The 23790-nt window shown below is 70.3% G+C and carries 21 protein-coding genes and 1 pseudogene; 8 read left to right on the top strand and 14 right to left on the bottom strand.

The window, feature by feature from the left end:
- Positions 1–25 precede the first annotated feature (25 nt).
- From AAW14_RS22935 to AAW14_RS22920, 4 genes are all read right to left on the bottom strand, one after another.
- A complete protein-coding gene (locus tag AAW14_RS22935) occupies positions 26–1243 on the bottom strand; it encodes a histidine kinase (RefSeq protein WP_416223357.1) in 1218 nt (405 codons plus the stop codon).
- Positions 1244–1689: 446 nt separating this feature from the next.
- Positions 1690–2085 (bottom strand): ribonuclease domain-containing protein, encoded by a 396-nt coding sequence (locus AAW14_RS22930; RefSeq protein ID WP_265565805.1) that lies wholly within the window; start codon positions 2083–2085, stop codon positions 1690–1692.
- A gap of 145 nt (positions 2086–2230) precedes the next feature.
- Positions 2231–2857 carry a dihydrofolate reductase family protein gene (locus tag AAW14_RS22925; protein ID WP_265565804.1) on the bottom strand — a complete coding sequence of 209 codons (627 nt, stop codon included), beginning with the start codon at positions 2855–2857 and terminating at the stop codon, positions 2231–2233.
- Between the two features lie 95 nt (positions 2858–2952).
- Positions 2953–3768: an AIM24 family protein gene (locus tag AAW14_RS22920; RefSeq protein WP_265565803.1), complete on the bottom strand. Its 816-nt coding sequence runs from the start codon at positions 3766–3768 to the stop codon at positions 2953–2955.
- A 102-nt stretch (positions 3769–3870) separates the two neighbouring features.
- Here AAW14_RS22920 and AAW14_RS22915 point away from each other — a divergent pair, with 102 nt between their 5' ends.
- Positions 3871–4620: an SDR family oxidoreductase gene (locus tag AAW14_RS22915; RefSeq protein WP_265565802.1), complete on the top strand. Its 750-nt coding sequence runs from the start codon at positions 3871–3873 to the stop codon at positions 4618–4620.
- A 102-nt stretch (positions 4621–4722) separates the two neighbouring features.
- Here the strand turns inward: AAW14_RS22915 and alc are convergent, their stop codons facing one another.
- Together alc and allB are read right to left on the bottom strand one after the other, a co-directional pair.
- Positions 4723–5838 carry an allantoicase gene (gene alc / locus AAW14_RS22910; protein ID WP_265565801.1) on the bottom strand — a complete coding sequence of 372 codons (1116 nt, stop codon included), beginning with the start codon at positions 5836–5838 and terminating at the stop codon, positions 4723–4725.
- 52 nt (positions 5839–5890) lie between these two features.
- Complete coding sequence (gene allB, locus AAW14_RS22905) at positions 5891–7228, bottom strand: allantoinase AllB (protein WP_265565800.1); 1338 nt, start codon at positions 7226–7228, stop codon at positions 5891–5893.
- Between the two features lie 271 nt (positions 7229–7499).
- On the opposite strand from allB, the gene AAW14_RS22900 reads away from it, so the two are divergent.
- Positions 7500–8303 carry an IclR family transcriptional regulator gene (locus tag AAW14_RS22900; protein WP_265565799.1) on the top strand — a complete coding sequence of 268 codons (804 nt, stop codon included), beginning with the start codon at positions 7500–7502 and terminating at the stop codon, positions 8301–8303.
- 57 nt (positions 8304–8360) lie between these two features.
- Positions 8361–8582: pseudogene (locus tag AAW14_RS22895) on the top strand (response regulator transcription factor); the annotation flags it as partial.
- Positions 8583–8615: 33 nt separating this feature from the next.
- Here AAW14_RS22895 and AAW14_RS22890 read toward each other — a convergent pair.
- On the bottom strand, positions 8616–8930 hold the full coding sequence (locus AAW14_RS22890; RefSeq protein ID WP_265565798.1) for a DUF5955 family protein: 315 nt from the start codon (positions 8928–8930) through the stop codon (positions 8616–8618).
- Positions 8931–9140: 210 nt separating this feature from the next.
- Here AAW14_RS22890 and AAW14_RS22885 point away from each other — a divergent pair, with 210 nt between their 5' ends.
- Together AAW14_RS22885 and aceB are read left to right on the top strand one after the other, a co-directional pair.
- Entirely contained in the window at positions 9141–9767 is a 627-nt protein-coding gene (locus AAW14_RS22885) for a nucleotidyltransferase family protein (RefSeq protein ID WP_265565797.1), read from the top strand.
- Between the two features lie 202 nt (positions 9768–9969).
- Positions 9970–11589, top strand: coding sequence for a malate synthase A (gene aceB / locus AAW14_RS22880; protein ID WP_265565796.1), 1620 nt, complete (start codon positions 9970–9972; stop codon positions 11587–11589).
- A 1-nt stretch (position 11590) separates the two neighbouring features.
- Here the strand turns inward: aceB and AAW14_RS22875 are convergent, their stop codons facing one another.
- Positions 11591–11890 carry a SelT/SelW/SelH family protein gene (locus tag AAW14_RS22875; protein WP_265565795.1) on the bottom strand — a complete coding sequence of 100 codons (300 nt, stop codon included), beginning with the start codon at positions 11888–11890 and terminating at the stop codon, positions 11591–11593.
- Entirely contained in the window at positions 11887–12801 is a 915-nt protein-coding gene (locus AAW14_RS22870) for a HipA family kinase (protein WP_265565794.1), read from the bottom strand. The genes AAW14_RS22875 and AAW14_RS22870 overlap by 4 nt, the downstream gene beginning before the upstream one ends.
- Positions 12802–13538: 737 nt before the next feature.
- Between AAW14_RS22870 and AAW14_RS22865 the strand changes: the two genes are divergently transcribed.
- The 3 genes from AAW14_RS22865 to AAW14_RS22855 all read left to right on the top strand — a co-directional run bounded on the left by AAW14_RS22865 (position 13539) and on the right by AAW14_RS22855 (position 16944).
- On the top strand, positions 13539–14045 hold the full coding sequence (locus AAW14_RS22865; protein ID WP_265565793.1) for a hypothetical protein: 507 nt from the start codon (positions 13539–13541) through the stop codon (positions 14043–14045).
- A gap of 159 nt (positions 14046–14204) precedes the next feature.
- On the top strand, positions 14205–16091 hold the full coding sequence (locus AAW14_RS22860) for an exo-alpha-sialidase (protein WP_265565792.1): 1887 nt from the start codon (positions 14205–14207) through the stop codon (positions 16089–16091).
- Positions 16092–16647: 556 nt separating this feature from the next.
- Positions 16648–16944 (top strand): acetyl-CoA synthetase, encoded by a 297-nt coding sequence (locus AAW14_RS22855; protein ID WP_265565791.1) that lies wholly within the window; start codon positions 16648–16650, stop codon positions 16942–16944.
- An 83-nt stretch (positions 16945–17027) separates the two neighbouring features.
- Here the strand turns inward: AAW14_RS22855 and AAW14_RS22850 are convergent, their stop codons facing one another.
- From AAW14_RS22850 to AAW14_RS22830, 5 genes are all read right to left on the bottom strand, one after another.
- Positions 17028–19703, bottom strand: coding sequence for a glycosyl hydrolase (locus tag AAW14_RS22850; protein WP_265565790.1), 2676 nt, complete (start codon positions 19701–19703; stop codon positions 17028–17030).
- Between the two features lie 173 nt (positions 19704–19876).
- The gene (locus tag AAW14_RS22845) at positions 19877–21445 is read right to left on the bottom strand and encodes a sialidase family protein (RefSeq protein ID WP_265565789.1); all 1569 of its coding nucleotides are present in this window, start codon (positions 21443–21445) and stop codon (positions 19877–19879) included.
- A 168-nt stretch (positions 21446–21613) separates the two neighbouring features.
- Positions 21614–21940: a hypothetical protein gene (locus tag AAW14_RS22840; protein WP_265565788.1), complete on the bottom strand. Its 327-nt coding sequence runs from the start codon at positions 21938–21940 to the stop codon at positions 21614–21616.
- A gap of 184 nt (positions 21941–22124) precedes the next feature.
- A complete protein-coding gene (gene ssuE, locus AAW14_RS22835) occupies positions 22125–22691 on the bottom strand; it encodes an NADPH-dependent FMN reductase (protein WP_265565787.1) in 567 nt (188 codons plus the stop codon).
- A 91-nt stretch (positions 22692–22782) separates the two neighbouring features.
- On the bottom strand, positions 22783–23766 hold the full coding sequence (locus AAW14_RS22830; protein WP_265565786.1) for an ABC transporter substrate-binding protein: 984 nt from the start codon (positions 23764–23766) through the stop codon (positions 22783–22785).
- Positions 23767–23790 lie beyond the last annotated feature (24 nt).

Here is a 23790-nt window from a genome sequence, read left to right as displayed (position 1 = left end):
GGGAGCCCGCCCGGACCTGTGACGGTCACTGGGGCCATGGCAGCCGGGCGTGCACCCGGAAGCCGCCGTCCGCTCCGGTGCCGTGGTCGAGGGTGCCGCCGGCCAGGGTCGCGCGTTCGGTGAGCCCGATCAGGCCCTGGCCCGAGCCCGGGACATGCGGGACCTCGCCTGGCGGTGCCGGGTTGCGCACGGTCATGGTGAGGCCGTCGCCGGGGGCACCGACGACCGTCACCGTGACCTCGGTCCCGGGTGCGTGCTTGCGCGCGTTCGTCAGTGCCTCCTGGGCGATGCGGTAGGCGGTGCGGCCCACGGAGGCGGGCACGGCCTCGGGGTCGGCGACCCGGTGGTCGAGGACGACCTTCATACCCGCCTCGCGGGACTCGGCGACCAGGGCGTCGAGCGCGGCCAGTGTCGGCTGGGGGCGGCCCGCGTCGTCGGAGTCGCCTGCCCTCAGCACCCCGATGATCTCCCGTAGGTCCTGCAGGGCCTCGTGCGCGCTCTCCCGGATCACCCCGGCCGCCCGCGCGATCTCCTCCCGGGGCGCGTCCGGGCGGAACTCCAGCGCACCCGCGTGCACGCTCAGCAGCGTCAGACGGTGCGCCAGGACGTCGTGCATCTCCCGCGCGATCGCCTCCCGTGCCAGCCGCTGGGCCTGTTCGGCCCGCAGCGCGGCCTCCGTCTCGGCCCTGCGCGCACGGTCGCGCAGGCTCAGCATGAGCTGCCGCTTGGACCGTACGAACAGGCCCCAGCCGACGACCGCCGCCGTGATCAGTGCGGTGACGAGGACGGCGGCGGGAAAGGGCAGGTCCGGGTCCGGACGGATCCAGAAGTACACCGGGATGAGCGCGAACTGGACGCCGCTGATCCAGGCCGCGTACTTGAAGGGGCGGTGCACTGCGACGGTGAAGAGGGCGATCACGCCCGCACCGCCCGAGGTGGTCGAGGCCAGGCCTATGGGGATCGTCGCCAGCGCCAGGCCGAGCGGCCAGCGGCGACGCAGCCAGAGTGCCGCGCAGCACAGGCCGCCGAGTGACACGTCGACGGCGGCGAGCCCCGACGAGGTGCGGGAGTCGTGTCTCAGCGAGGACGCGGCGGCGAACGCGATGAGCACGGCCAGCAGAAAGCACACCAGGTCGACGACCCAGTCGCGCAGCGTGCGCCGCGGGCGCCGCCGTGGCCCGGCCGCCTCGGGGTCCAGCTCCGCGATCACCGCGGAGGGCAGGTGCCACCGCCGCCGGGGCAGCCCGTACGCCGTCCCGCCGGGTGCGAGTCCCGGGGTCCCGGCCGTGGGGGCACCGGCCGGCGGCAGCAAAGGAGGTGCGGACGGCGCCGGTTCGGGTGGGCGCCGCCGCGGCCGGCCCGTACGGATCGGGCGCAGGGCGGATCGAAGGCTCTCCGCGACCAACCCGGGTAGCAGTGCGGTCCGTTCTGCCGGTCGCGCCGGCCTGTCTCCGCTCACGGTCGGCAATCTACGCAGGACAGGCGCCGGCCACCTCCCCCTCGGCCGCGATCCGCGACCAAAGTCGCGGCGCCGGGGACTTTCGGCGCCGCCGCGCGGAGTGGGGCGGGACTTCCGTCGGACAGGGCTCGCCCCGCGGCCGATGTGGGTGGGGTCCGGTCCGCGGGGCGACGATCCTGCGATGGAGAAATGGGTCTCGGAGCTCGACGGCTACGAGGTCCGCTGCTCGCTCAGCAGCCGAAGTCGATCAGGTCGAATGTCGCGTAGTGGTCGGAGGTGTAGTAGTCCTCCTGGGACTCCTCGCCCGTGACGATGCGTCGCGCGCCGCGCGTCGGGGAGCCGGGGGTGACGACGGTGTACTCGTGGTAGTAGCCGTACGACTGGCTGGGCAGCACGTCTTCGCGGTTCGTGAAGACGACCCCGTCCTGCCGGTACGGGAAGGGTCCGCCCTGGTCGATCAGGTCGAGCGTGTCGTGGGCCTGGGACGGCAGGTTGCTGTAACAGATGCTGCCGACGTAGGCGGAAGCGGCGTCCGCGGTGGTGGCGGAGACGGTGCCGCCCACGAGGAGGGCGGAGAGGAGAGCTGCTGCGGCGCCAATCCGAGTGGCGCGGTGGGGGAGTCTCATGGCGCAATGATGACGCGCGTAGAGCATGGCATGTCAATGACAACTCAACTATTTCTCCCGCAACGTCCCATGTGTTTGCTGGAAGTTAACCTGCCGCCCGCCGCCTGCGCGGCGGGCCGGTGCGAGCGGGTCCGGGACCCCTGCGCTACGCGTTGTCGGGGAGTTCGTAGGAGCCGTACGGCGGGCGGCCCGCGACGTCGTAGGAGTGGATGGCGACGCCCGCGCCGGTGGTTCGGGCACCGGTGTGGCGGAACGCGGTGGGGACGGCTCCCCCGGCGAACAGACGGCGCCCGTTGCCGAGCACGACCGGGAAGATCAGCAAGTGAAGGGTGTCCACGAGGTCCAGTGCCAGCAGCGACCGTACGAGCGCGCCGCTGCCGTGCACCTGGAGCTCGCCCTCGGTGCGCTCCTTCGCGGCGGTGACCTCCTTGGCCAGGTCGCCGCGCAGGACCGTGGTGTTCGCCCAGGACGGCTCGCCGAGGCTGTGCGACGCCACGTACTTCGGCAGGCAGTTGAGCCGGGACGCCACCGGGTCGGCGGGGTCGGTCACCTTCGGCCAGTACGCGGCGAAGATCTCGTACGTACGCCGGCCGAGGAGGAAGGCGCCCGAGCGGTCGAAGACCTCGGTGATGAACCGGCCGAAGTCCTCGTCACCGTACGGGACGCTCCAGCCGCCCTGCTCGAAGCCGCCGCTGGGGTCCTCCTGGGGGCCTCCCGGAGCCTGGTGGACGCCGTCGAGAGTGACGAAGCCGGTGACGGTGAGCTTGCCCATGACGGATGCCTTCTCTCTCAGCCGGGGTCTGCTGTCATCAGTTCAGACCCCGTCGGCACCCGCGACTCATCGGTCCGCCGTCAGGCAGTCCGCGCTCATCCCGCGTGCGTCGAGAACAGGCCCCCCGTCGGCCCCTGCTTGTCGCCGCCCTGGGCCTTCTTGAGGGCGTTGGCAAGGCTCTCGATGGTCAACGACTGCAGGATGACGCGGCCGTTGCCCTCCAGCGTGGCCAGGGACAGGCCCTCGCCGCCGAAGACCATGTTCATGATCCCCTGGCGGTTGAGGCCGCCGATCCGCTGCACGCCGTACTGGATGCCCTCCTCGAAGGCGACGACACACCCGGTGTCGACCTCTATGCGGCCGCCGAAGTCGGCGGGGTTGAGGTCGATGAAGTTGCCCGCCCCGGCGATGATCACCGTGCCGTACCCGGTGAACTTCTCCAGGATGAAGCCCTCGCCGCCGCTCATGCCGGTGCGGCCGCCCTGGAAGGCGATGCCGAAGTCGACGGTCGACTCGGCCGCGACGAACGCGTCCTTCTCCGCGAACCACGCGCGCGTGCCGTTCAGTTCCAGCGCGCGCATCTCGCCGGGGAGGACGCCCGCGAAGCCGACGGTGCCCTCCCCGCCCTGCGCCGTGAAGTACTGGAACGCCAGCGACTCGCCCGCGAGCGCGCGCTGACCGACCTGCATGGCGGTGCCCATGGCCTGGCGCAGCAGACCTCCCATCCCGCCGCCGGCACCGCCCTGGGCCTGCTGCCCGCCGTCCGACGGGCCGGACAGACGCGTCTCCATGGTCACGTTCGCCGTCTTGAAGAGGAACTTTCCGGCCTCGCAGTACACGGTCTGGCCGGGCCTCAGGCTGACGACCGCCATCTGCATGGCGTTGCCGACGATTTCTTGCTGAAGAGTCACGCGGATTAGAACGCACCGGACGGGCCGAAGAGTTCCGGGCGGCCGAAGTCGACGTAGGCGCGTCGCCCGCACCCGCGGGGCGGCTGCTGCTGGGATGGAACCATGAGCTCTCAAGGAACGCTGAACGGCAAGGTGGCCCTTGTGACCGGCGGCAGCCGCGGAATCGGTGCGGCCACGGCCCTGCGTCTGGCCCGGGACGGCGCGGACGTGGCCGTCACCTATGTGAACGGCAAGGAGGCGGCGCAGGACGTCGTCCGGGCCGTCGAGGCGGTGGGCCGCCGGGCGGTGGCCCTGCGCGCGGACTCCGCGGACGGGCAGGAGGCGGCGGGAGCGGTGGAGCGCACCGCCGAGGCGCTGGGCGGACTCGACGTCCTGGTGAACAACGTGGGGGTGGGACGTCTGGGCCCGCTGGAGAGCCTGTCGTACGCCGATGTCGACCACGTCCTCGCGGTGAACGTCCGCGGGGTCTTCCTGGCGTCCCGGGCGGCGGCCGCGCGCATGCGCCGCGGCGGGCGGATCGTCACCGTCGGCACGTGCATGACGCAGCGGGTGCCGGGCCCGGGCGGGACCCTCTACGCGACGAGCAAGTCGGCCCTGATCGGCCTGACGAAGGCGCTCGCGCGGGAGCTGGGCCCGCGCGGGATCACGGCGAACATCGTCCACCCGGGTCCGATCGACACCGATATGAATCCGGCGGACGGCCCGGACGCGGCGCGTCAGACGGCGATGACCGCGCTGGGCCGGTTCGGGACGGCCGACGAGGTGGCGTCCATGGTGGTGTATCTCGCGGGCGCGGAGGCGTCCTACGTCACGGGCGCGGAGTTCGCGGTGGACGGCGGGCACGCCGCATGACCCTGCCGGCGCCCCGGACTCTGCGCCCTGCGCCGGGACTTCACGCCGACGCGGGGCGCCGCGGTGCTGTCGGGCCGGTGCGCCCCGCGCGTCCGGGTGGGCTCAGCCGCCCAGCTCCTGGAGCCGTGCCGCCAGACGCGACGCGCCCTCCTGGGTCAGAGAGCCGAACAGACGCAGGCGCGAGATCCCTCCGTCGGGAAAAATGTCCACGCGCGCGTGCGTGCCGACGGCGGCGGCGGGCAACACGAAACGGTGGTTGGTGTCGGGCTGGAGGCGCGTGCGCGGCAGGATCTCGCGCCACTCACCGTCCTCTCCGTCCCTGACCGAGACCGACGCCCAGCCCGCCGAGTTCCCCTTCAGACAAGCCGTGTCGATCTCGAGCGCCCGGATCTGCGACCGGGCCACCAGCCGGTAGCGGATCCAGTCGTTGCCCCGGTCACGCCGCCGCCGCGTCTCCCAGCCGTCGTCCATCGTGCGGGAGCGGCCGGGCCGGATGGTGTTGGTGGCGGGCGAGTAGAAGAGGTTGGAGGCGTCCTCGACCTGGCCCCCGTTCTCCAGGGCCACGACGTCGAAGGTGCCCAGCGCCTCCAGCCACGCCGCATCCGGCACCACTTCGCCGTACACGCGCAGGCGCGCGATGCCGCCGTCGGGGTGCTGGTTGACGCGCAGGTGTGTGAAGCGCTGCTCGGCGCGCACCTCGAAGCCGTTGGCCGCATGGCCGCCGACGGGCGTGCGCGGAACCAGGGTTGTCCACTTCACGTCGTCGGACAGCAGCTCCTCCGGTGACGGGGAACCGGCCACGGAAGCGGCCTCGATGGACACCGCCTGCGGGTAGTTGCCCCGGAAGTGGGCCGTGTCGACGACGATGCCGCGGATGACGCCGGGCGCGCCGAGGCGGACCAGCGCCCAGTCGTGGTCCTGCGGCGTCGGCCAGGGGTGCTCGGCCGAGGCGCCGCGGCGACGCCGGGTCTCCCAGCCGTCCATGACCTTGCCCTTGTGCCCGAAGTGCTCGGGGTCGAACTCGGCGCGCTCCGGCACCAGCAGGTTCTCGCGCTGGGCGAAGAATTCGTCGTTGGCGGCGATGACCCCGGCGCCGAGCCGTCGGTCGGCGAGGTCGGCGTAGCGGGTGAAGGGGAAGTCGGCGGTGCGGTAGTCCGCGTACGGGTCGCCGCCTCCGTACGGGTTCGCGTCGCCGGTGAAGCTGGGAATCGCCGTCACGGTGATCAGGTCTTCCTTTCGGGGTCGGCCGCTGCGGATGCGGGAGGGGGAGTCAGTCGGTTCTGCTGAGCAGTCGGCCCTTCGGCCCGGTGAACTCGCCGTCCGCCACGATGCGTTCGCCGCGCAGCCAGGTGGACCTGACGACGCCGTACAGGGTCCTGCCCGCGTATGCCGTGACCCGGTTGCGGTGCTGGAGGGCCGCCGGGTCCACGGTGAAGGTCGCGTCGGGCGCGAGCACCGCGAAGTCGGCGTCGCGGCCCGCCTCGATGGCGCCCTTCCGGTCGAGCCCCGCCAGCCCTGCCGTGCGCGCGGACATCCAGCGGACCACGTCCTCGAGGCCGTGGCCGCGCGCGCGGGCCTGGGTCCACACCGCCGGCAGGCTCAGCTGCAGGCCGGAGATGCCGCCCCAGGCGGTCGCGAAGTCGTCGGTCTTCAGGTCGGCCGTCGACGGGGAGTGGTCGGTGACCACGCAATCGATCGTGCCGTCCGCGAGCGCCTGCCACAGCAGGTCCTGGTTGGCGGCCTCGCGGATGGGCGGGCAGCACTTGAACTCGCTCGCCCCGTCCGGGACTTCCTCGGCCGTCAGAGTGAGGTAGTGGGGGCAGGTCTCCACCGTGATCCGTACGCCCTCGGCCCTGGCGGCGGCGATCTGCGGCAGCGAGTCGCCGGAGGACAGGTGCAGCACGTGGACGCGCGCGTCGAGCCGCTTCGCCTGCGTGATGAGGTGTGCGACGGCCGTGTCCTCGGCGTCGCGCGGGCGGCTGGCGAGGAAGTCGGCGTACCTGGGGCCGCCCTGCTGAGGGGCGGCGGCGAGGTGTCGCGGGTCCTCGGCATGCACGATGAGCAGTCCGCCGAATCCGGCGATCTCCGCCAGGGAACGGGCGAGTTGCTCCTGGTCGAGGTGCGGGAACTCGTCCACGCCCGACGGTGACAGGAACGCCTTGAAGCCGAAGACGCCCGCGTCGTGCAGCGCGCGCAGGTCCTTGACGTTGCCGGGCAGCGCGCCGCCCCAGAAGCCGACGTCGACATGGGCCTTGTCCCGGGCCACCTCACGCTTGACGCGGAGGTGGTCGACCGTCGTGGTCGGCGGCAGGGAGTTGAGCGGCATGTCGATCAGGGTGGTGATGCCGCCGGCCGCCGCCGCGCGTGTGGCGGTCCAGAAGCCCTCCCACTCGGTGCGCCCCGGATCGTTGACGTGGACGTGGGTGTCGACCAGCCCTGGCAGCAGAACGTCGTCGCCGAGGTCCTCCAGACGGGCTCCGGACGGTACGTCGGCGTCGTACGGCAGTACGGCCGCGATCGTGCCCCCGGCGACGGCGACCGACGCGGCACGCGTCCCTTCGGGGGTGATGACGCGCGTCGAGCGCAGCACCAGTTCAGCGTCGGACACCCGGACCCCTCTCTGCCGCCGTTCCGCTGCCGGGAGGCGGGATGTACCTCCACGTACGGAATTCAACGTTCTGTTGAAGAAATCTTCGCCCCCGCCCCCCGCGCCGTCAAGGGCACACTTCTCAGCGACGCCCTCGACGCGCCCACTCTGGACGTTTCCGTAAAGCGGAATTATGATTCCGAGCAGCAGAACGCAGCTCTGCACAAACCAGGGACTCAACCGGCTGCCGGGTAGGCTTCTGCCCTTCCCGCAGTCCCGAAAGGAGCGCGCCGTGCCGACGTCGACGTCCAGTGCCAGCGACGCCCCCGCCAAGTCCGCCGCCGGCGGTGGAGTCCAGTCCCTCGAGCGCGCCTTCGACCTGCTGGAGCGGATGGCGGACGCGGGCGGCGAGGTCGGCCTCAGCGAGCTGTCCGCAAGCAGCGGGCTTCCGCTGCCCACGATTCACCGCCTGATGCGCACGCTGGTGGTCTGCGGTTACGTACGCCAGCAGCCCAACCGCCGCTATGCGCTCGGCCCCCGGCTGATCCGGCTCGGAGAGTCGGCGTCCCGGCTGCTCGGCACCTGGGCCCGCCCCTACCTCGCGCGCCTGGTCGAGGAGACCGGCGAGACCGCGAACATGGCACTGCTCGACGGCGACGAGATCGTGTACGTGGCGCAGGTGCCGTCCAAGCACTCGATGCGGATGTTCACCGAGGTGGGCCGTCGGGTGCTGCCGCACTCCACGGGCGTGGGGAAGGCGCTGCTCGCGAACGAGCCGCCGGAGCAGGTCCGGGCGCTGCTCGCACGCACGGGCATGCCCGCCGCGACCGAGAAGACGATCATCACGCCCGACGCGTTCCTCGAGGCGCTGGAGGAGGTGCGCCGGCTCGGCTACGCGGTCGACGACAACGAGCAGGAGATAGGGGTCCGTTGTCTCGCGGTGTCCGTGCCCGACTCCCCGACGGCCGCGGCGATCTCGATCTCCGGCCCGGCGGGCCGGGTCACGGAGGCCGCGACCGAACAGATCGTGCCGGTGCTCCAGCAGGTGGCGACGGAACTGTCCGAGGCCCTGGCGAGTTCGGGCTCGCCGGCGTGACACCGTCGCCTGGGCCCTGACCCTGTCATCGGCCGTACACGGTCGTCGGCCTGCCACCGTCTCCGCCGACCTGAACCCGTCATCGGCCGCCGCGAACTGGAAGTCCTGGAGCTTGTCCAGGAGGGACTGTCCAACCTGCAGATCAGCAAGCGGCTGTGCCTGAGCCAGGCGACCGTGAAGTCCCATCTGGTGCACGTCTACGCGAAGTTGGGTGTCGACTCGCGCACCGCGGCGGTGGCGGTGGCCTCGCAGCAGGGGGTCATCCGGCGGCGGGCGTAGTCCGGGACCGCGCGCACGGTCGGCCGCCGCCCGTCAGCCGCGCGGCGGCTCCCCGAAGAGCTCCACCGCGTCGCGGACGTCCGTGAGCCCTCCGGCCAGGGCACTGACCGAGCCGATCGCACCGGCGATCAGCAGCAAGGAGCGACGCAGACGCGGTATCTCGGGGGCACCGCTCAGGGCCATCGCGGCGAGCGCGGCGAGTTCGTCCTCGGCGATGGCCCGGTCGGGGAACTCGGCGGGATACGCGGCCAGTTCACGCCGCAGCCGGGACACGGCGGTCCGCAGTTCCGCCACCCTGGGGTCCTCTTCGCTGCCGGTCACTGGCCTCTGCCCCAAGCTCCGCAACACAGCTCCCCCCTCGCACCCTTCGTGCGCACGGCTTCGACATGTCACCCGGTGCCCCGTCGCGTCGGCCGGGCGCCGGGGGACGCGGGCCAGTAAACGCCACCCGGCGCGGCGGGCGCCACCGTGGGGACGGAAATTCAGCCCCGGGAAACCGGGGGGTCATTTTCCCGGGGGACGGCGGGCGGTCGCGGCGGGTTCAGGTATGCAGGACATATGACGCGCAACGAGCACGACGAGCACGACGAGCACGACGAGAATCCAGTCGCCGGACTGCTCCTCGCGGCCGGCGGCGGGCGACGGCTGGGCGGACGGCCCAAGGCTCTGCTCGGACACCGAGGACGGCCGCTGGTTGAGCATGCGGTGGGCGTCCTGCGTGCGGCGGGGTGCGCCCGGGTGCATGTGGTGCTGGGGGCCGCGGCCGACACCGTGCGGGAGCGCGCGGACCTCACCGGCTGCGTCCTGGTGGACAACCCCGGCTGGGAGCAGGGCATGGGCTCCTCGTTGCGGGCCGGGCTCGGCTCGCTCGCCGGGACGGGCGCCCGGGCGGCCCTGGTCTCGCTCGTCGACCAGCCCGGCATCGGCCCGGAGGCGGTGGCTCGCGTCCTCGCCGCGTACGAGGACGAGACATCACTGGTGTCGGCCGCGTACGAGGGCGTGCGCGGGCATCCGGTCCTCTTCGGCTCGGCCCACTGGGCCGGCATCGCGGCCACGGCCACGGGCGACCGAGGGGCCCGCGCCTATCTGAAAACCCACCGGGACGCCATCACACTCGTCGAGTGCGGGGATGTGGCACGGCCCTACGACATCGACGAGCAGGGCGACTTGATCCACCTGGAGTGAACGGGGTGGCACTGAGCGCCACCTTGCCTCGAGACGGAGAATCTCGATGTCAACAAATCATTGAACTTCCACCATGAGGAAACTAGTATCCACTGCTCAGAAGCGCCTGCCCGCTCTCCAGGCACGGTCAGCCGCGTCCGGGCTGCCTGGCACCCAGTGCCGCGGGGTCTTCACATCAGCTTGCCGAAGGAAGTGACAGCTCATGTCCGCACCAGCGCCGTCGCCGGTCATCGTCGACGCCGAGCCCCTGCCCCGGCAGGACGAGGTCCTCACCGACGCGGCCCTCGCCTTCGTGGCCGAGCTGCACCGCCGGTTCACGCACCGGCGGGACGGCCTGCTCGCCCGCCGGGCGGAGCGTCGCGCGGAGATCGCCCGTACCTCGACGCTCGACTTCCTCCCGGAGACCGCCACGATCCGCGCGGACGACTCCTGGAAGGTGGCTCCCGCGCCTGCGGCGCTCAAGGACCGCCGTGTGGAGATCACCGGCCCCACCGACCGCAAGATGACCATCAACGCGCTCAATTCCGGCGCGAAGGTGTGGCTCGCGGACTTCGAGGACGCCTCCGCGCCCACCTGGGAGAACGTGGTCGTCGGTCAGCTCAACCTGATCGACGCGTACACCCGGAACATCGACTTCACGGACCCCGGCTCCGGCAAGTCGTACGCCCTGCGCCCGAACGAGGAGCTGGCGACCGTCGTCATGCGCCCGCGCGGCTGGCATCTGAATGAGCGTCACCTGGTGGTGGACGGAGAGCAGGTGCCGGGCGCCTTCGTGGACTTCGGCCTGTACTTCTTCCACAACGCCCAGCGCCTGCTCGACCTCGGCAAGGGCCCCTACTTCTACCTGCCGAAGACGGAGTCGCACCTGGAGGCACGACTCTGGAACGACGTCTTCGTCTTCGCCCAGGAGTACGTCGGCATCCCGCAGGGCACCGTCCGCGCCACCGTCCTGATCGAGACGATCACGGCGGCGTACGAGATGGAGGAGATCCTCTACGAACTCCGCGACCACGCCTCGGGGTTGAACGCCGGCCGCTGGGACTACCTCTTCTCCATCGTCAAGAACTTCCGTGACGGCGGGCCCAGGTTCGTCCTTCCGGACCGCAACGCGGTCACGATGACGGCTCCGTTCATGCGGGCGTACACCGAACTCCTCGTCCGCACCTGCCACAAGCGCGGCGCGCACGCGATCGGCGGCATGGCGGCGTTCATCCCCTCCCGGCGCGACGAGGAGGTCAACCGGGTCGCCTTCGAGAAGGTCAAGGCGGACAAGGATCGCGAGGCGCACGACGGCTTCGACGGCTCCTGGGTCGCCCACCCCGATCTGGTGCCGATCGCGATGGAGTCCTTCGACAAGGTCCTCGGCAACCGGCCGAACCAGAAGGACCGGCTGCGCGAGGACGTCGACGTCAGGGCGGCCGACCTGATCGCCGTCGACTCCCTCGACGCCAGGCCGACGTACGCGGGCCTGGTCAACGCCGTCCAGGTCGGCATCCGCTACATCGAGGCCTGGCTGCGCGGCCTCGGCGCCGTCGCCATCTTCAATCTCATGGAGGACGCGGCCACCGCCGAGATCTCCCGTTCGCAGATCTGGCAGTGGATCAACGCGGGCGTCGAGTTCGAGAACGGCGAGAAGGCCACTCCCGAACTGGCCCGCAAGGTCGCCGCCGAGGAGCTGGAGAGCATCAGGGCCGCGACCGGCTCGGAGGCCTTCGCGGCCGGCCACTGGCAGCAGGCCCACGATCTGCTGCTGAAGGTGGCGCTGGACGAGGACTACGCGGACTTCCTGACGCTCCCGGCCTACGAGCAGCTGGCCGGCTGAATCACTGGGCCGGCTTCTCCGAGTGGCCCAGGGGCTTTCCCGGGGCCACTCGGTCGCGTACCAGGCGCTTGACCGCCGTGGGCTCCGGGAAACCCTGCTCGCGGCGGTCCCAGACGACCTTGTCGTCCACCCGCACCACGAAGACGCCGCCCGTGCCCGGCTTCAGGGACAGGTCGGTCAGCTCCGTCTCGAACGTCGTGAGCAGTTCCTGCGCCAGCCAGGCCGCGCGCGGCAGCCAGCGGCACTGGGTGCAGTACTCGATCTGGACGCGGTGGATCTCCGTTCCGGAGGTGTCTGTCATCCGAGGTGCACCGACCAATCCTGTTCCGCCGCCGGTTTGCCGTGCAGGTCCGGGACCCGTTTGAGCCAGTCCGGCCGGCCTCGCTGTGTCCGTGCCGCGCGCAGGGCCTCCTCGGCGGCGAGTTCCTCCCGGGTGGGGAAGTCGGTGGGCAGCCAGGCCTCGGACGCCTTGACCCGGGCGGTGAGGTAGTCCACGTACGCGTCCCGGACCTCCCCGGGTGTCGCGAAGCCCGGTTCACCTGCCAGCCAGGTGTCGGGGACCTCGGCGGTGACTTCGCGCAGCAGTTCCTCGGTCACCCGCGGAGCCAGCTCGGCGTCGGCGGCCGGCGTGTCCGGAGTGAAGTTGCCGAGGGCGTGGTGCCGGAAGTCGTACGCCTTCTCCGGTGCGGAGGCGTCCCAGCGGTGGTGGAAGACCAGCGCGGCGCCGTGGTCGATCAGCCACAGCCGCGGGGGCGCGGTGCCGAGAGTGGGCCAGACCATGAGGTTGGAGCTGTGAACGGTGCGGTCGACGTTCACCGTCAGGGCGTCGAGCCAGATGATCCTGCCCGCCTCCAGCGGGTCGACCGTGCAGGCCCTGGCGACCTCCGGAGTGAAGTCCCGCGCGCCCGGCAGGTAGTCCATGCCCAGATTGATGCCGGGGCTCGCGTTCAGCAGGTCGCGCACCTCCTGGTGCGGTTCGTGCGCGGCGATCGCCGGGTCGAAGTGGGCGAGGACCAGCTCCGGGACGCGCAGCCCGAGCCTGCGTGCCAGCTCCCCTACGATCACCTCGGCAACCAGCGCCTTCACGCCCTGAGCGGAGCCGGTGAACTTCACGACGTATGTGCCCAGGTCGTCGGCCTCGATGACCCCGGGCACGGAGCCGCCGGAGCGGAGGGGCCCGATGTAGCGGGTTGCAGTGACCTCTCGCATCATCTTTCAAGGCTCCACCGGTCATTTACCTTACATTTCATGGCCAACTCCGACACGGTGCGCTCCGGGGGAACGCCCCTGATCAGCCCTGGGGAGAATCCGGGGAGCTCGACCGGCATGGTCGTCTCCTTGTCTCCCCATCAGTCCATCGATGACGATACGGCCCTTGCTTCCGGCCTCGGACATGAAGTGAACGTAGTAACCAAGCGTGACAACCGGAGAGGAGCGTCCGAACCATCGCGCCGGCGTCACCACGGGCTGCCCTGCCTCCATCGTGATCGACGCGAAAGTATGCCGCAGCACGTAGAAACCATGCTTCGAGGTCGCCTCCCACTGCACCTTCTCCGCCCCCTTGTGGCGCGGCGGAAAGTCGCTGGCCTCAGCCGGCACCGGCCTCCAAATGCAGGCGTTCCACACCATGAACACGAGCCGCACAGAACCCGGAGGGTGGGGCGCGGCTGTCGCTCGATCCGTTCCGTGGTCCGGCGGCACTCGCTTTCCGGGTACGGGCGATACAGGGAAATCCCTCGCGCCGGCACAGAGGAAACCCTGTGTTTTTACTGTGAGTTGACTGCCTCGCGTAAATTCTCGGTTGCTTCGCGCCACACCGGCTGCATCTCTCTTGTTGCGTGACATGTCCGGTGCAACCATCCCGGATTGCGAACACGTGCTCCGTCGGCGTGAACGTCCTTCTTTTCCTCACATGTCCGGCGATCTCCGGCTGGCCGAAAGGATGTTCCGTGTCCCGATCCAGACGCAGACGCGGCCGCATAGCCGTGCTCACCGCGATCCTCACCGCAGTCCCCGCCCTCTGGCTCGCCGCTCCCGCGGCCCAGGCCGCCCCCACGCCCCAGACCCGCGGTACGTACGCGGCTCAGGCCGCCCCCACGCCCCACACCCGCGGTACGTACGCGGCCCGGGTCGGCAGCACTTCACCCACCAACGGCGACTCCTCGATCGCCCAGACCTTCACGGCACCGTCCGGGACCAGCACGCTCGGCTCCTACTACAACGTGACCTGCCCGGACACGCTCACCTACGACTGGGCCACGGCCACGCTCAAGGACAACACGACCGGCACCACGACCACCGTGCCGGCCAAGACCTGTGTGTCGTCGTCCGGCTGGATCCAGAAGACCGCCTCGGTCACGGCCGGGCACAGCTACACACTCACGCTCATCAGCCATGACGACAACTACACGGGTGACGCCACGTACACCCGCTACGACGACGTGACCCTGTCCTGACCAGCGTCGGGCCAGAGATCGGTTTCTGAAACGTCGTCTCCGGGGCGGACCAGCGGACCTGCGTGGTCGGCCCCACCTCGAACGTCCTCGTCCGAGGGCGTACACCCCCCATCGACGGCAAGGGGTCTCTCCATGTCGCGCACTGCTGTCCATAGATCCGTGGCGACCGCCACCGCCGCCCTGCTGTCGTTAGGCGGTCTGCTCCTCGCGTCTCACCCGGCACTGGCCGACGTCTCCAACGGCGGCTTCGAGTCCGGCAGTCTGACCGGGTGGACCTCCACCGGAACCACCGCCGTGGTCGGCTCCGGTGCCCACACGGGTACGTACGCCGCCCGCGTCGGCGGCACCTCACCCACCAACGGCGACTCCTCGATCGCCCAGACCTTCACGGCGCCCACCGGCGCCACCCAGCTGTCGTTCTGGTACAGCGTGACCTGCCCGGACACGCTCACCTACGACTGGGCCACGGCCACCCTGGCCGACACCACGACCGGCACGACGACGACCGTCCTGGCCAAGACCTGCACCAACGGCCGGGGCTGGAAGCAGCTCACGTCCTCCGTGACCGCCGGGCACAACTACACGCTCAAACTCGTAAGCCACGACGACAACTACGCGGGCGACGCCACCTACACCCTCTACGACGACGTCGCCTTCACCACCGCCACCCCGCCGCCCGGCCTGACCCAGGTCAGCACCGACCCGTTCACCAACACCTCCAGCCAGCACGCCACCGAACTGGAACCCGACACCTTCGCGTACGGCAACACGATCGTCGCCTCCTCGCAGGTCGGCCGGTTCACCGACGGCGGCTCCTCCGACATCGGCTGGAACACCTCCACCGACGGCGGCACCACCTGGCAGCACGGCATGCTCCCCGGCATCACCACCTACGAGGGCGGCACCTGGGCCCGCGTCTCCGACCCGGCCGTCGCCCACGACGCCAAGCACGGCACCTGGATGGTCGCCGGACTGGTCATCGACTCCAACGTCAACGGCGCCGGCGTCACCGTCAGCCGCTCCACGAACGGCACCAGCTGGCAGAACCCCGTCATGGCGGTCGGCAACGACGGCCAGGGCTACGACAAGGAATGGATCGTCTGCGACAACTCCGCCACCAGCCCCTACTACGGCACCTGCTACGTCGAGGTCGACGTCACCTCCTCCGGCAACGCGGTGGTGATGAGCCGCTCCACCGACGGCGGCGCCTCCTGGGCGACGCCGATGGCACCGTCCGGAGGCCCGAGCGGCCTGGGCGGACAGCCCCTCGTCCAGCCCAACGGCACGGTCGTGGTCCCCTACTCCGCCAACGGCAGCTCCGTGCGCGCCTTCAACTCGACCAACGGCGGCTCCAGCTGGACCGCGAGCACTTTGATCGCCAACGTCTCCAGCCACGGCGTGGCCGGCAACCTGCGCGACGGTGAGGGCCTGCCGTCCGCCGAGATCGACGGATCCGGCAAGATCTACGTCGCCTGGCAGGACTGCCGCTTCCGCTCCGGGTGCCCGGCCAACGACATCGTCTACGCCACGTCCACCAACGGCACCAGCTGGTCGGCCGTGACCCGCGTCCCCATCGACGCCACCACCAGCGGCGCCGACCACTTCATCCCCGGCATCGGCATCGACCCCGCCACCTCCGGCACGACAGCGAAGATCGGCCTCTACTACTACTTCTACCCCAACGCCAACTGCACCGCCTCCACCTGCCGGCTGGAGGTCGGCTACATCTCCTCCGCCAACGGCGGCAGCACCTGGAGCACCCCGACCACCGTCGCCGGCCCCATGTCCCTGTCCCAGATCGCCGACTCCACCCAGGGCAGCATGGTCGGCGACTACATCTCCACCTCCGTCATCGGCGGCAAGGCGGTGTCCACCTTCGCCGTCGGCAAGCCCCCGACCAACGGGCAAGCCTTCGACGAGGCCCTCTACACCGCCGGCCCGCTCACCGTCACCGGCGGCAGCACCGCCTCCACAACCCACGGCGCAGCGCCCGTCGCGGCACCACACCGATCCGCTGGATCGGTGCCGTTGCCATTCCGGCGCTGATCTTTCTGCTGGCCACTCCGAGGTGCGTTCCGGTGTCCGCCGGAGCGCACCTCGGCCACGTGCCGGGCTGAGAACTTGGCTGCCCGGTGGTCCGCGAGGGGAGCCCCTGTCCCGACCGGCCTCCGAGTGCCCGGCTGACCATCGTCATCCCCTTCGACTCGGGCATCCGCTGAGGCCCTCCGCCGCTCGTCGGGTGCTGTGGGAACCGGACGGCGGACGAGGACGTCGCAGTGACATCCGGTGGTGCGAAGGAGTGGTCATGATGACGGAGGACTGTAGACGGGGTCGAGGATCCTGGCCCTCGCTCGCGGCCGCCCTGGTTGCGCTGTCCTGTCTGCTGACCGCCTGCGGAGGCAGCGGCGACGACTCGGAAGCTGGCTCGGCACCGCCGCGTCCTTCCGCGAGTCCACCCGCCGCTACTCCCTCGGAGGGCGGCCCCAGCGCACCTGGATCCCCCAGCTCGCCCTCCGTAACAAGGTCGGCGACACCACCGTCGTCGCCGTCGACACGAGCCCCGTCCCCTCATGGGACGGCCTCCGCGTCACCAGGGTGCGTCGTGGGCTCCGCAACTGTCGCCCACGGCCCCGGGGACTCCTCCGTCCAGAGCCTGTGTGTGCGATCCGGTACGACGGTGACCGTGGTCCTGGAGCCCCGGGCCCAGGGCTCCTGGCCGCGGCCGCGCAGCAGCAATCCGATGCTGGCGCTGGTGACCTCCTCCGGCACAGACGGTGAGGGTGTCGCCCGGGTCACGGTGCGTGCCGCGCGCATCGGGGCGGTGACCGTGACCTGGGGTCCCGAGAGCGCGCCGCTCTTCACGCTTCGGCTGAGTGTGGCGGCGTATCCGGTGCAGTGAACCCGAACGACATACGGCCGGTGCGCCCCCGGGAGCGGGGTTCGCACCGGCCGTCGTCGTAGGACGGGGCGTACGAGGCGTGATCAATCCTTACGGGCCTTGAGGCGCCGTACGTCGAAGGACCGGATGCCGCGTCCGTGAGTGGCGGCGTAGAGCTTGCCATCGGGGCCGAGGCGCAGCTGCATCACGGCCGTGGTGGGCAGGTTGTGGCCCAGGACCAGCCACTTGGTGGCGCCGGCGGGGCGGTAGAAGGTGGCCAGGTCGGTGCCGAGGGCGAGGCCGCCGTTCGGCAGGAGCTTGACCGTGTCGGCAGGGACGTCGGGCAGGTCGGCGGAGATGTCCGTCCAGCTCGCGCCGCCGTCCTTGGACTCGAAGACGTGGCCGACGCCCGCACCCGGGCCCTCGGTGAACCGGCGGGAGAAGCCGTTGATCGCCACGTAGACGTGCTGGGCGTTGGCCGGGTCGATCTCGAAGCCGGAGATGTAGCGGTTCGGAATGCTACCGTCGACCGGGAGGTTCAGCTGGTGCCAGCCGGTGCCGTCGGCGTTGCCGACCGCGATGCCCCGGGTGAAGCCCTGGTTGTTGCAGGGGCCGCACCAGCCGACGTACACCGTGCCGCCGGAGGATGCCACGGCCGTGGCCACATGGCCCTCGCCGAGGTCGTAGGCGTTCGCCCACTCCTTGCCGGAGCGGATGGCGAAGCCCTTGGTGTTCACCCACACGTGCCGGCCACCGGCGACCCAGGTGTTGGTGTCCTTGGCGTCTGCCGTGATCGGCGCGATGAAGCGGGCACCCGCACCACCCTGGTCCTTGTCCGGCGGGGCGACCTCGTACTCGGTGGCCTTCGACGGGTCCGTCGACCAGGAACCGTCGTTCACGCCACAGTTCTGGGTGACCCACATGTCGAGGTAGACGTACTCGGCGGCGATGTTGCAGCCGTTGGCGGGGTCGGCGATGGTGTCACCGCCGTCACCGCCGAAGTTCGAACCCATGACCTTGTCGTGGCCGCGCAGGATCGACTGCCCGTTGTCCTGCAGACCGCCGGTCACCGAGACGCCACCGTTGGCCACGTCCTTACCGACCCCCACTGAGTAGTACTGGAGGGTGTCGAGGGTGCCATCGCTCAGGGACTGCCAGTCCTTGGCGTGGCCGCCGGAGTCGACCGCGCCGCTCAGCGGGCGCCGGTAGATGCCGCCGTCATTGCCGACGTACGCCCAGCTCTTGCCCTGGTAGCTGCCGATCGCGACCGCATGCTGGTCGGAGTGGGTCGTGGGCGAGCAGTCGCCGGTCTGCTTGGCCGGGTCGATGCTCCAGCAGGGGAAGGGGAAGTTCCAGTACGGGCCCGGTACGGTCCAGCTCTGGCCGCCGTTCTTGGTCTCGAAGACCTCTTCCAGCCCCAGGTAGACGTGGTCGGCGTTGGCCGGGTCGACCTGGAGGAACTGGTTGTACCAGGACTGGATGCCGGGCATGTAGCCCGCACTCTGCAGAGCTGATCCGGACGTCTTCAGCTTGGTGTAGTCCGCGATCAGCGTCCACGGCCCGAACGGCGAGCCGCTCTTCGACACGTACACGCCCTTCAGGCCGCTGTCCGGGTTGGCGGCCGTCTGCGCCGGCGACTGGTCGATGGCGTACAGGCGCGAGCCGTCGGCCGCGGCGGCGAACGTCATGTTGCCGACATCAGCGCTGCCGGTGGGCAGGTCACCCAGTCCGCTGACCGGCTTCCAGCTGCCGTCGTCCTGCTTGGCGTACAGCCCGTTGTATGTGTCACCGCCGCGCCAGCCCACCGCGAGCAGGACCTTGTCCGGGTCCTTCGGGTCGACGGCGATGTCGTTGGCGATGTTCTTGTACGGCGCGCTGGGGTCGCCCGCCTTCGAACCGCCCGGCAGGTAGTCCGGGTTGGGGGCGAACTCGTGCTTCCAGGGCCCGGACAGGGTGGTCGTGGAGTGCGACCACACGCCGGTGCCGGTGGCCGCCCACACCGTGGTGCCGGCGAAGCGCAGCGCGTGGATGACTGTGGACTCCAGCTCGGCGCCGCCCACGCGGTCACCGGGCTGGAACTGCCCGTGGCGCGGGTCCTTGAGGACGTACACGCCCGTCCCCACGAAGGACGTCGCCCCGGTGTTGGACTCGCCCGTGGCATACCAGAGCCGCTTCTGGCCGTCCAGGGCCAGGGTGCCCGTCGACAGGGACGGCAGCTTGTCGGAGATCGGCTTCCAGTGCCCGCCACCGGTCGTGGACCGGAAGACCCCGCCGTTGGCGCCGCCCGCGTACACATAGCCCTGATCGTCGGCCGCGATGCCGGTGATCCGGCCCGTGACGTCACCGGCGCCACCGCTGGAGTTGGAGTTCACATCGCGGTAGCGAGGATCGTCCGAGTTGTACACCCTCTTGGTGACGTGGTCCCAGCTGCCGCTCGTGTGCTTCATCGACTGCAGCTGCTGCCAGGCCGCCCCGTAGGCGCCGGGCGCGACCACGCCGGGCGCGGTGCGAGCCTCGGTGAACTGGGCCGTCGCCTCGGCGGAGTTCTCCGCCTCGTCGGCACCGTCGTCATCGCCGCCCTCTGCCGCGAACGCGGACATCCCGTGGCCCGCGTGCACCGCCTTGATGTGCTGCCGACCCATGGCGGCCTGGTGGCCCGCCTGCCAGGGCCGGGGCCTTGCGTCGTTCGACGCCGCGAACGACTGGGTGCTTACCAGTCCGAACACGGCCGCTACGACGGTGCAGGTTATGAACCGTCGCTGGTGCTTCGGGGGCAACATGCCCTCTCCTCCCTGCACCAGGCATATGGGGGTGTCCCGGCGCAGAGGGGATCTTGGCGTGACCACAACAGTCACACAAAGGGCTCACAGGAAAAAATGGTGGGTTGTTTACCTTGCGCCTCGGATGAACCCGAAGTCGCGCTCGCCACAGCGTGTTTCGAGCGCGCCGTCGATCACCGGACGAGCCGGTGCGGCCGGGCTTTCAGGGCTGCCGTCGCGCGCGGCGTGGCCGCGACCGCAGCAACCGCGCCGTCGCCCCTGCCGGTGGAGAACAGCCCGCTGTAGGCGTCCGTGGAGTCCTGCGGCGCGTTGGCGTTCGTCTCGACGAACAGCGGCCGCACAGCGGAGCGGCCGTCGGTAGTGAGGCCCTCGTAGTCGCCGAGGAAATGGCCCCCGGCGTAAGGGGCCTGGAGCCAGTCGAAGACGCGGGAGATACGGCGCTCGGTGGCACGGTTGTCAGCGCCACTGGGGAAGGTGACCAGCCATGCGGCGGTGGGCAGGGTCGTGGTGTTCCCCGCGGTGAGGTAGCGCAGGTCGTAGTAGGTGATCGCGACCGTGCCACGGGCGTCCACACTGATCGAGGGCGTGAACGCGGGTGCGGAGGCGACAGAGTTGACCCGTTTCGGTGCCGACCAGGTCCGGCCGCCGTCGGTGGAGTGGATCAGTTCCACGGAGTCGTAGCCGCCACCGCTGAAGTCCGATCCTTCGCAGGCGACGTACAGCTCACCGGTGCGCGGGTCGATGGCGATGTTCGGCAAATCGCCGCCGGCCCGCAGGGACTTGGTCGCGTCGGTGGGGGCATTGGGATCGACTTCGGGTACGGACGTGTCCTTGGCGATGGTGACCGGCTTGCTCCACGTGCGGCCCTGGTCGGTCGACTTGACGACGGCGAAATGCAGGTCGGTGGGCGTGAACGTGCCAGTGCTGTAGTCGATGTCGTACGTCTGCCAGTCGAAGACGTCATAGAGGGTGTCGGTGCGCGGGTCGACGACGATGACGTTGCCGATGGTCTGGGAGTGCGGGACGACAGAGGTGTCCACGAACGGGCGCGCCTTGGTCCAGTGCCGGCCGCCGTCGCGGGTGATGGAGATGTAGGCGGGTCCGTCGTAGACCTTGGCGGAGTCGTCCTCGTCGATGCGGTCCCAGACCTGGTAAGCGACACCGGGGTGGACGGGGTCGGCGGTGACGGCGTTCTTGTCATCGCTGAACTGGGCCTGTGTGTCGTCGATCAGGGGGGTCGTGTGCTTCCAGGTGCGCCCGCCGTCGTACGACGTCGAGGCGGCCACTCCGTTGCGCGCATCGGTCGCGTCGAAGACCAGACCGCTGGCGTAGACCGTGCCGTCGGGGCCCGTGCTCACCCAACCGTCGGACGCACGCTGGTAGTTGAGCCCGCCGGGCGCGCAATGCGAGAACGGCAGCGGGGTCTCGGTGAAGTGCCGCCCGTCGTGGGTGTACGTGGCGGTCAGCCCCCTGGCGCCGCCGTTGGACCAGCGGTCCTGCTGGAAGATGCCGACCGCGTTGTGCGGGTCGCGGGGGCTTGCGGTGACGTACGGTTCGTCCTCGGCGGACAGGTAGTTGGTGCCGGTCCCGTCGCCGCTGATGTCGCAGGCGGCGTAAGGGTCGGTGGGTGAGACCAGGTGGGCCGGCTGGCTGTCGCTCGAGGCTGCGGAAGTGCCCGCCGTGGCGACGAGCAGGAACGCAGCAGCGGCGGCCACGAGAGACGCTCTTGTACGTGTGCGCATGGCGATTCCCCCAACTCCGCGATGACGGTTCGTCTCGGGCTGTGCTGGCGCAGGTACGGTCCCGGTGTCGCCGGGACATGAGTCGCCCGGCGAGCCTAGCCCGGCGTCGTGTGACCGGAGTCGGAAGAAGTAGTCAAGGACACGTCAATATTGGTTTGCCGGTGTCGGTCAGCCGTTGGCTTGCCGGTTGCGGCTGAGGACGGACAGCGCGGCGGCCGGGACGAGGGCAGCCGCGCCGGATATCAGAAGCGGGGCATGCCCGTCGGGACGCCGGGCCAGCCCGGCCCACAGACCGGCGAAGAGGACGCCGGCGCCGGTGGCACCCTGGTAGAGGCCCTGGGCCGTGCCCTGCCGGCGGTCGGGAACGAGGGTGGAGATCCAGGGTTTGCCGACACCTTCGGTGCAGGCGGCGAAGCCGTACAGGGGCAGGACGACGAAGACCAGCCACGGCGCATGGATGAGGCCGAGGCCCGGGTAGGCCCGTCGGCGGCCCACAACGCAGCCATCACCTCGGCTTCCAGCGCCCCGGCCGGACGCCGGCACCGCCCCGGCGGCTTCGGTCCCATCGCGTGGGCTCGGCACGCTCAGCTCCCTTTCCTTTCCCTTTCCTTCCAGTCCGCCGCTGCCCGTCGCTGCGGGCCTGCGGCACTCCTTTGCCGCACATCTTGCGCGGTCACGGTCAAGCCGCTCGCCCGGCGGCAGCCAGAAGGGCCGTACGGCTGTCGAGGGCGTCGGCGAACTGGTCGACGACCTGTGTGAGGGCCTCGGCCGGGCCCGGCGAGACGGTCAGGGTGCCGTCGTCACCCACCGCGATGTCCTTGTCGAGCGTGAACCAGCCCTGGACGATGTGCGTGGCGCCCATGGAACTGAGCACCGGGCGCAGGGCGTAGTCGATCGCCAGGACGTGCGCCGTGGTCCCGCCCGTCGCCAGCGGAAGGACCGTCTTGCCGGACAGCGCGTACTGCGGCAGCAGGTCCAGCAGAGACTTCAGCAGCCCGGAGTAGGCGGCCTTGTATACGGGCGTGCCGATCACGACGCCGTCGGCGCGGTCGAACAGCGTTGCCGCCTCGACGATCGCCGGGTGCCGGATGTCTGCGCCGAGCAGGGCCTCGGCGGGGATGGTGCGGACGTCCAGGGGGATCACCTCGTGTCCCTGGACCGTGAGCCGCCGGTCCAGATGGCGCAGCAGGCGGGCGGTACGAGAGGTGGCGGAGGGGCTTCCGGAGACGGACAGGACGGTGGCCATGGCGGACCCTTCGGGAGCGTGAGGTTGGCGTGGGATCGCGGTGCGGGGCCACGTACCACGGCGGTACTGCGGCCCCGCGTCCCTGGGACGGCTACTTGTTGGTCCTGGGCAGTCCGGGCGGGTTGATCTCCGACTTCGTCACGGCCTCGCTGGACAGGCCCCAGCGCTTGAGCACCTTGGCGTACGTGCCGTTGTGGATGATCTCGTTGAGTGCGTCGGCGAGCGGCTTGACCAGGCCGCTGTCCTTCTTGGTGGTGGCCGCGATGAGGCCCTGGAGGGTGGCGCCGGCGCCGGAGTAGGTGCCGACGACCTCGGTCTTCCCGGTGGTGGCCGCGTGGTAGGCGGCGGTCGGGTTGGGGCCGAGGTAGAGGTCGATGCGGCCGGACTGGAGGGCGAGGTAGGTGTCGCCGGCGTTCTGGTAGTACTTGATGTTCACCGGCTTCAGGCCGGCCTTCACGGCCTCCCTGCTCCACTCGATCAGCAGCTTCTCCTGGTTGGTGCCGCTGCTCACCGCGACGGTCTTGCCCGCCACGTCCTTGGGCCCGGTGACCTTCAGACCGCTGCCCTTCCTCGCCTCGAAGCCGAGGTTGTCCTCGCGGTAGCCGGCGAAGTCGTACTTCTCCTTGCGCTCCTCGGTGTCGGTGATGTTGCTGAAGCCGACGTCGTACTTGGAACTGTCGAGGCCGACGAAGATGTTCTCCCAGGAGACCGTGCTGATGTGCGGCTTGAGGCCGAGCACCTCGGCGACCAGGTGGGCGATGTCGGGTTCGACGCCGATGATGGTCTTGTTGTCTGTGGCGTAGAAGGTCAGCGGCGCCGCGGAGCCGGAGGAGTCGACGATCTCCAGGGTGCCTCTCTTGCGGATCTTCAACGGGACCTCGGCGGCTATGGAGTCGACCTTGTCGGTGGTGATGCGGCGCTGGTCCGGGCTCAGGTTGATCTTCGTACCGGCTCCCTTGGCGGCCGCGACCTCGGTCGTGCCGCCGTCATCGGGGTTGCTGCACGCGGCGAGGACGAGGGCGGCGGTCAGTCCCAGCGCGGCGGCGGTGGTGCGGCGGGTGATCGAGGTGGACATGGTCGTGCTCCTTGCTCGGGGAAA

It is taken from the genome of Streptomyces hygroscopicus (assembly GCF_026168105.1).
In the GTDB taxonomy this organism is placed as follows: Bacteria; Actinomycetota; Actinomycetes; order Streptomycetales; family Streptomycetaceae; genus Streptomyces; species Streptomyces hygroscopicus_D.
Note: the sequence above shows the minus strand (reverse complement) of the source record. Positions and strands in the feature narration are given on the sequence as shown.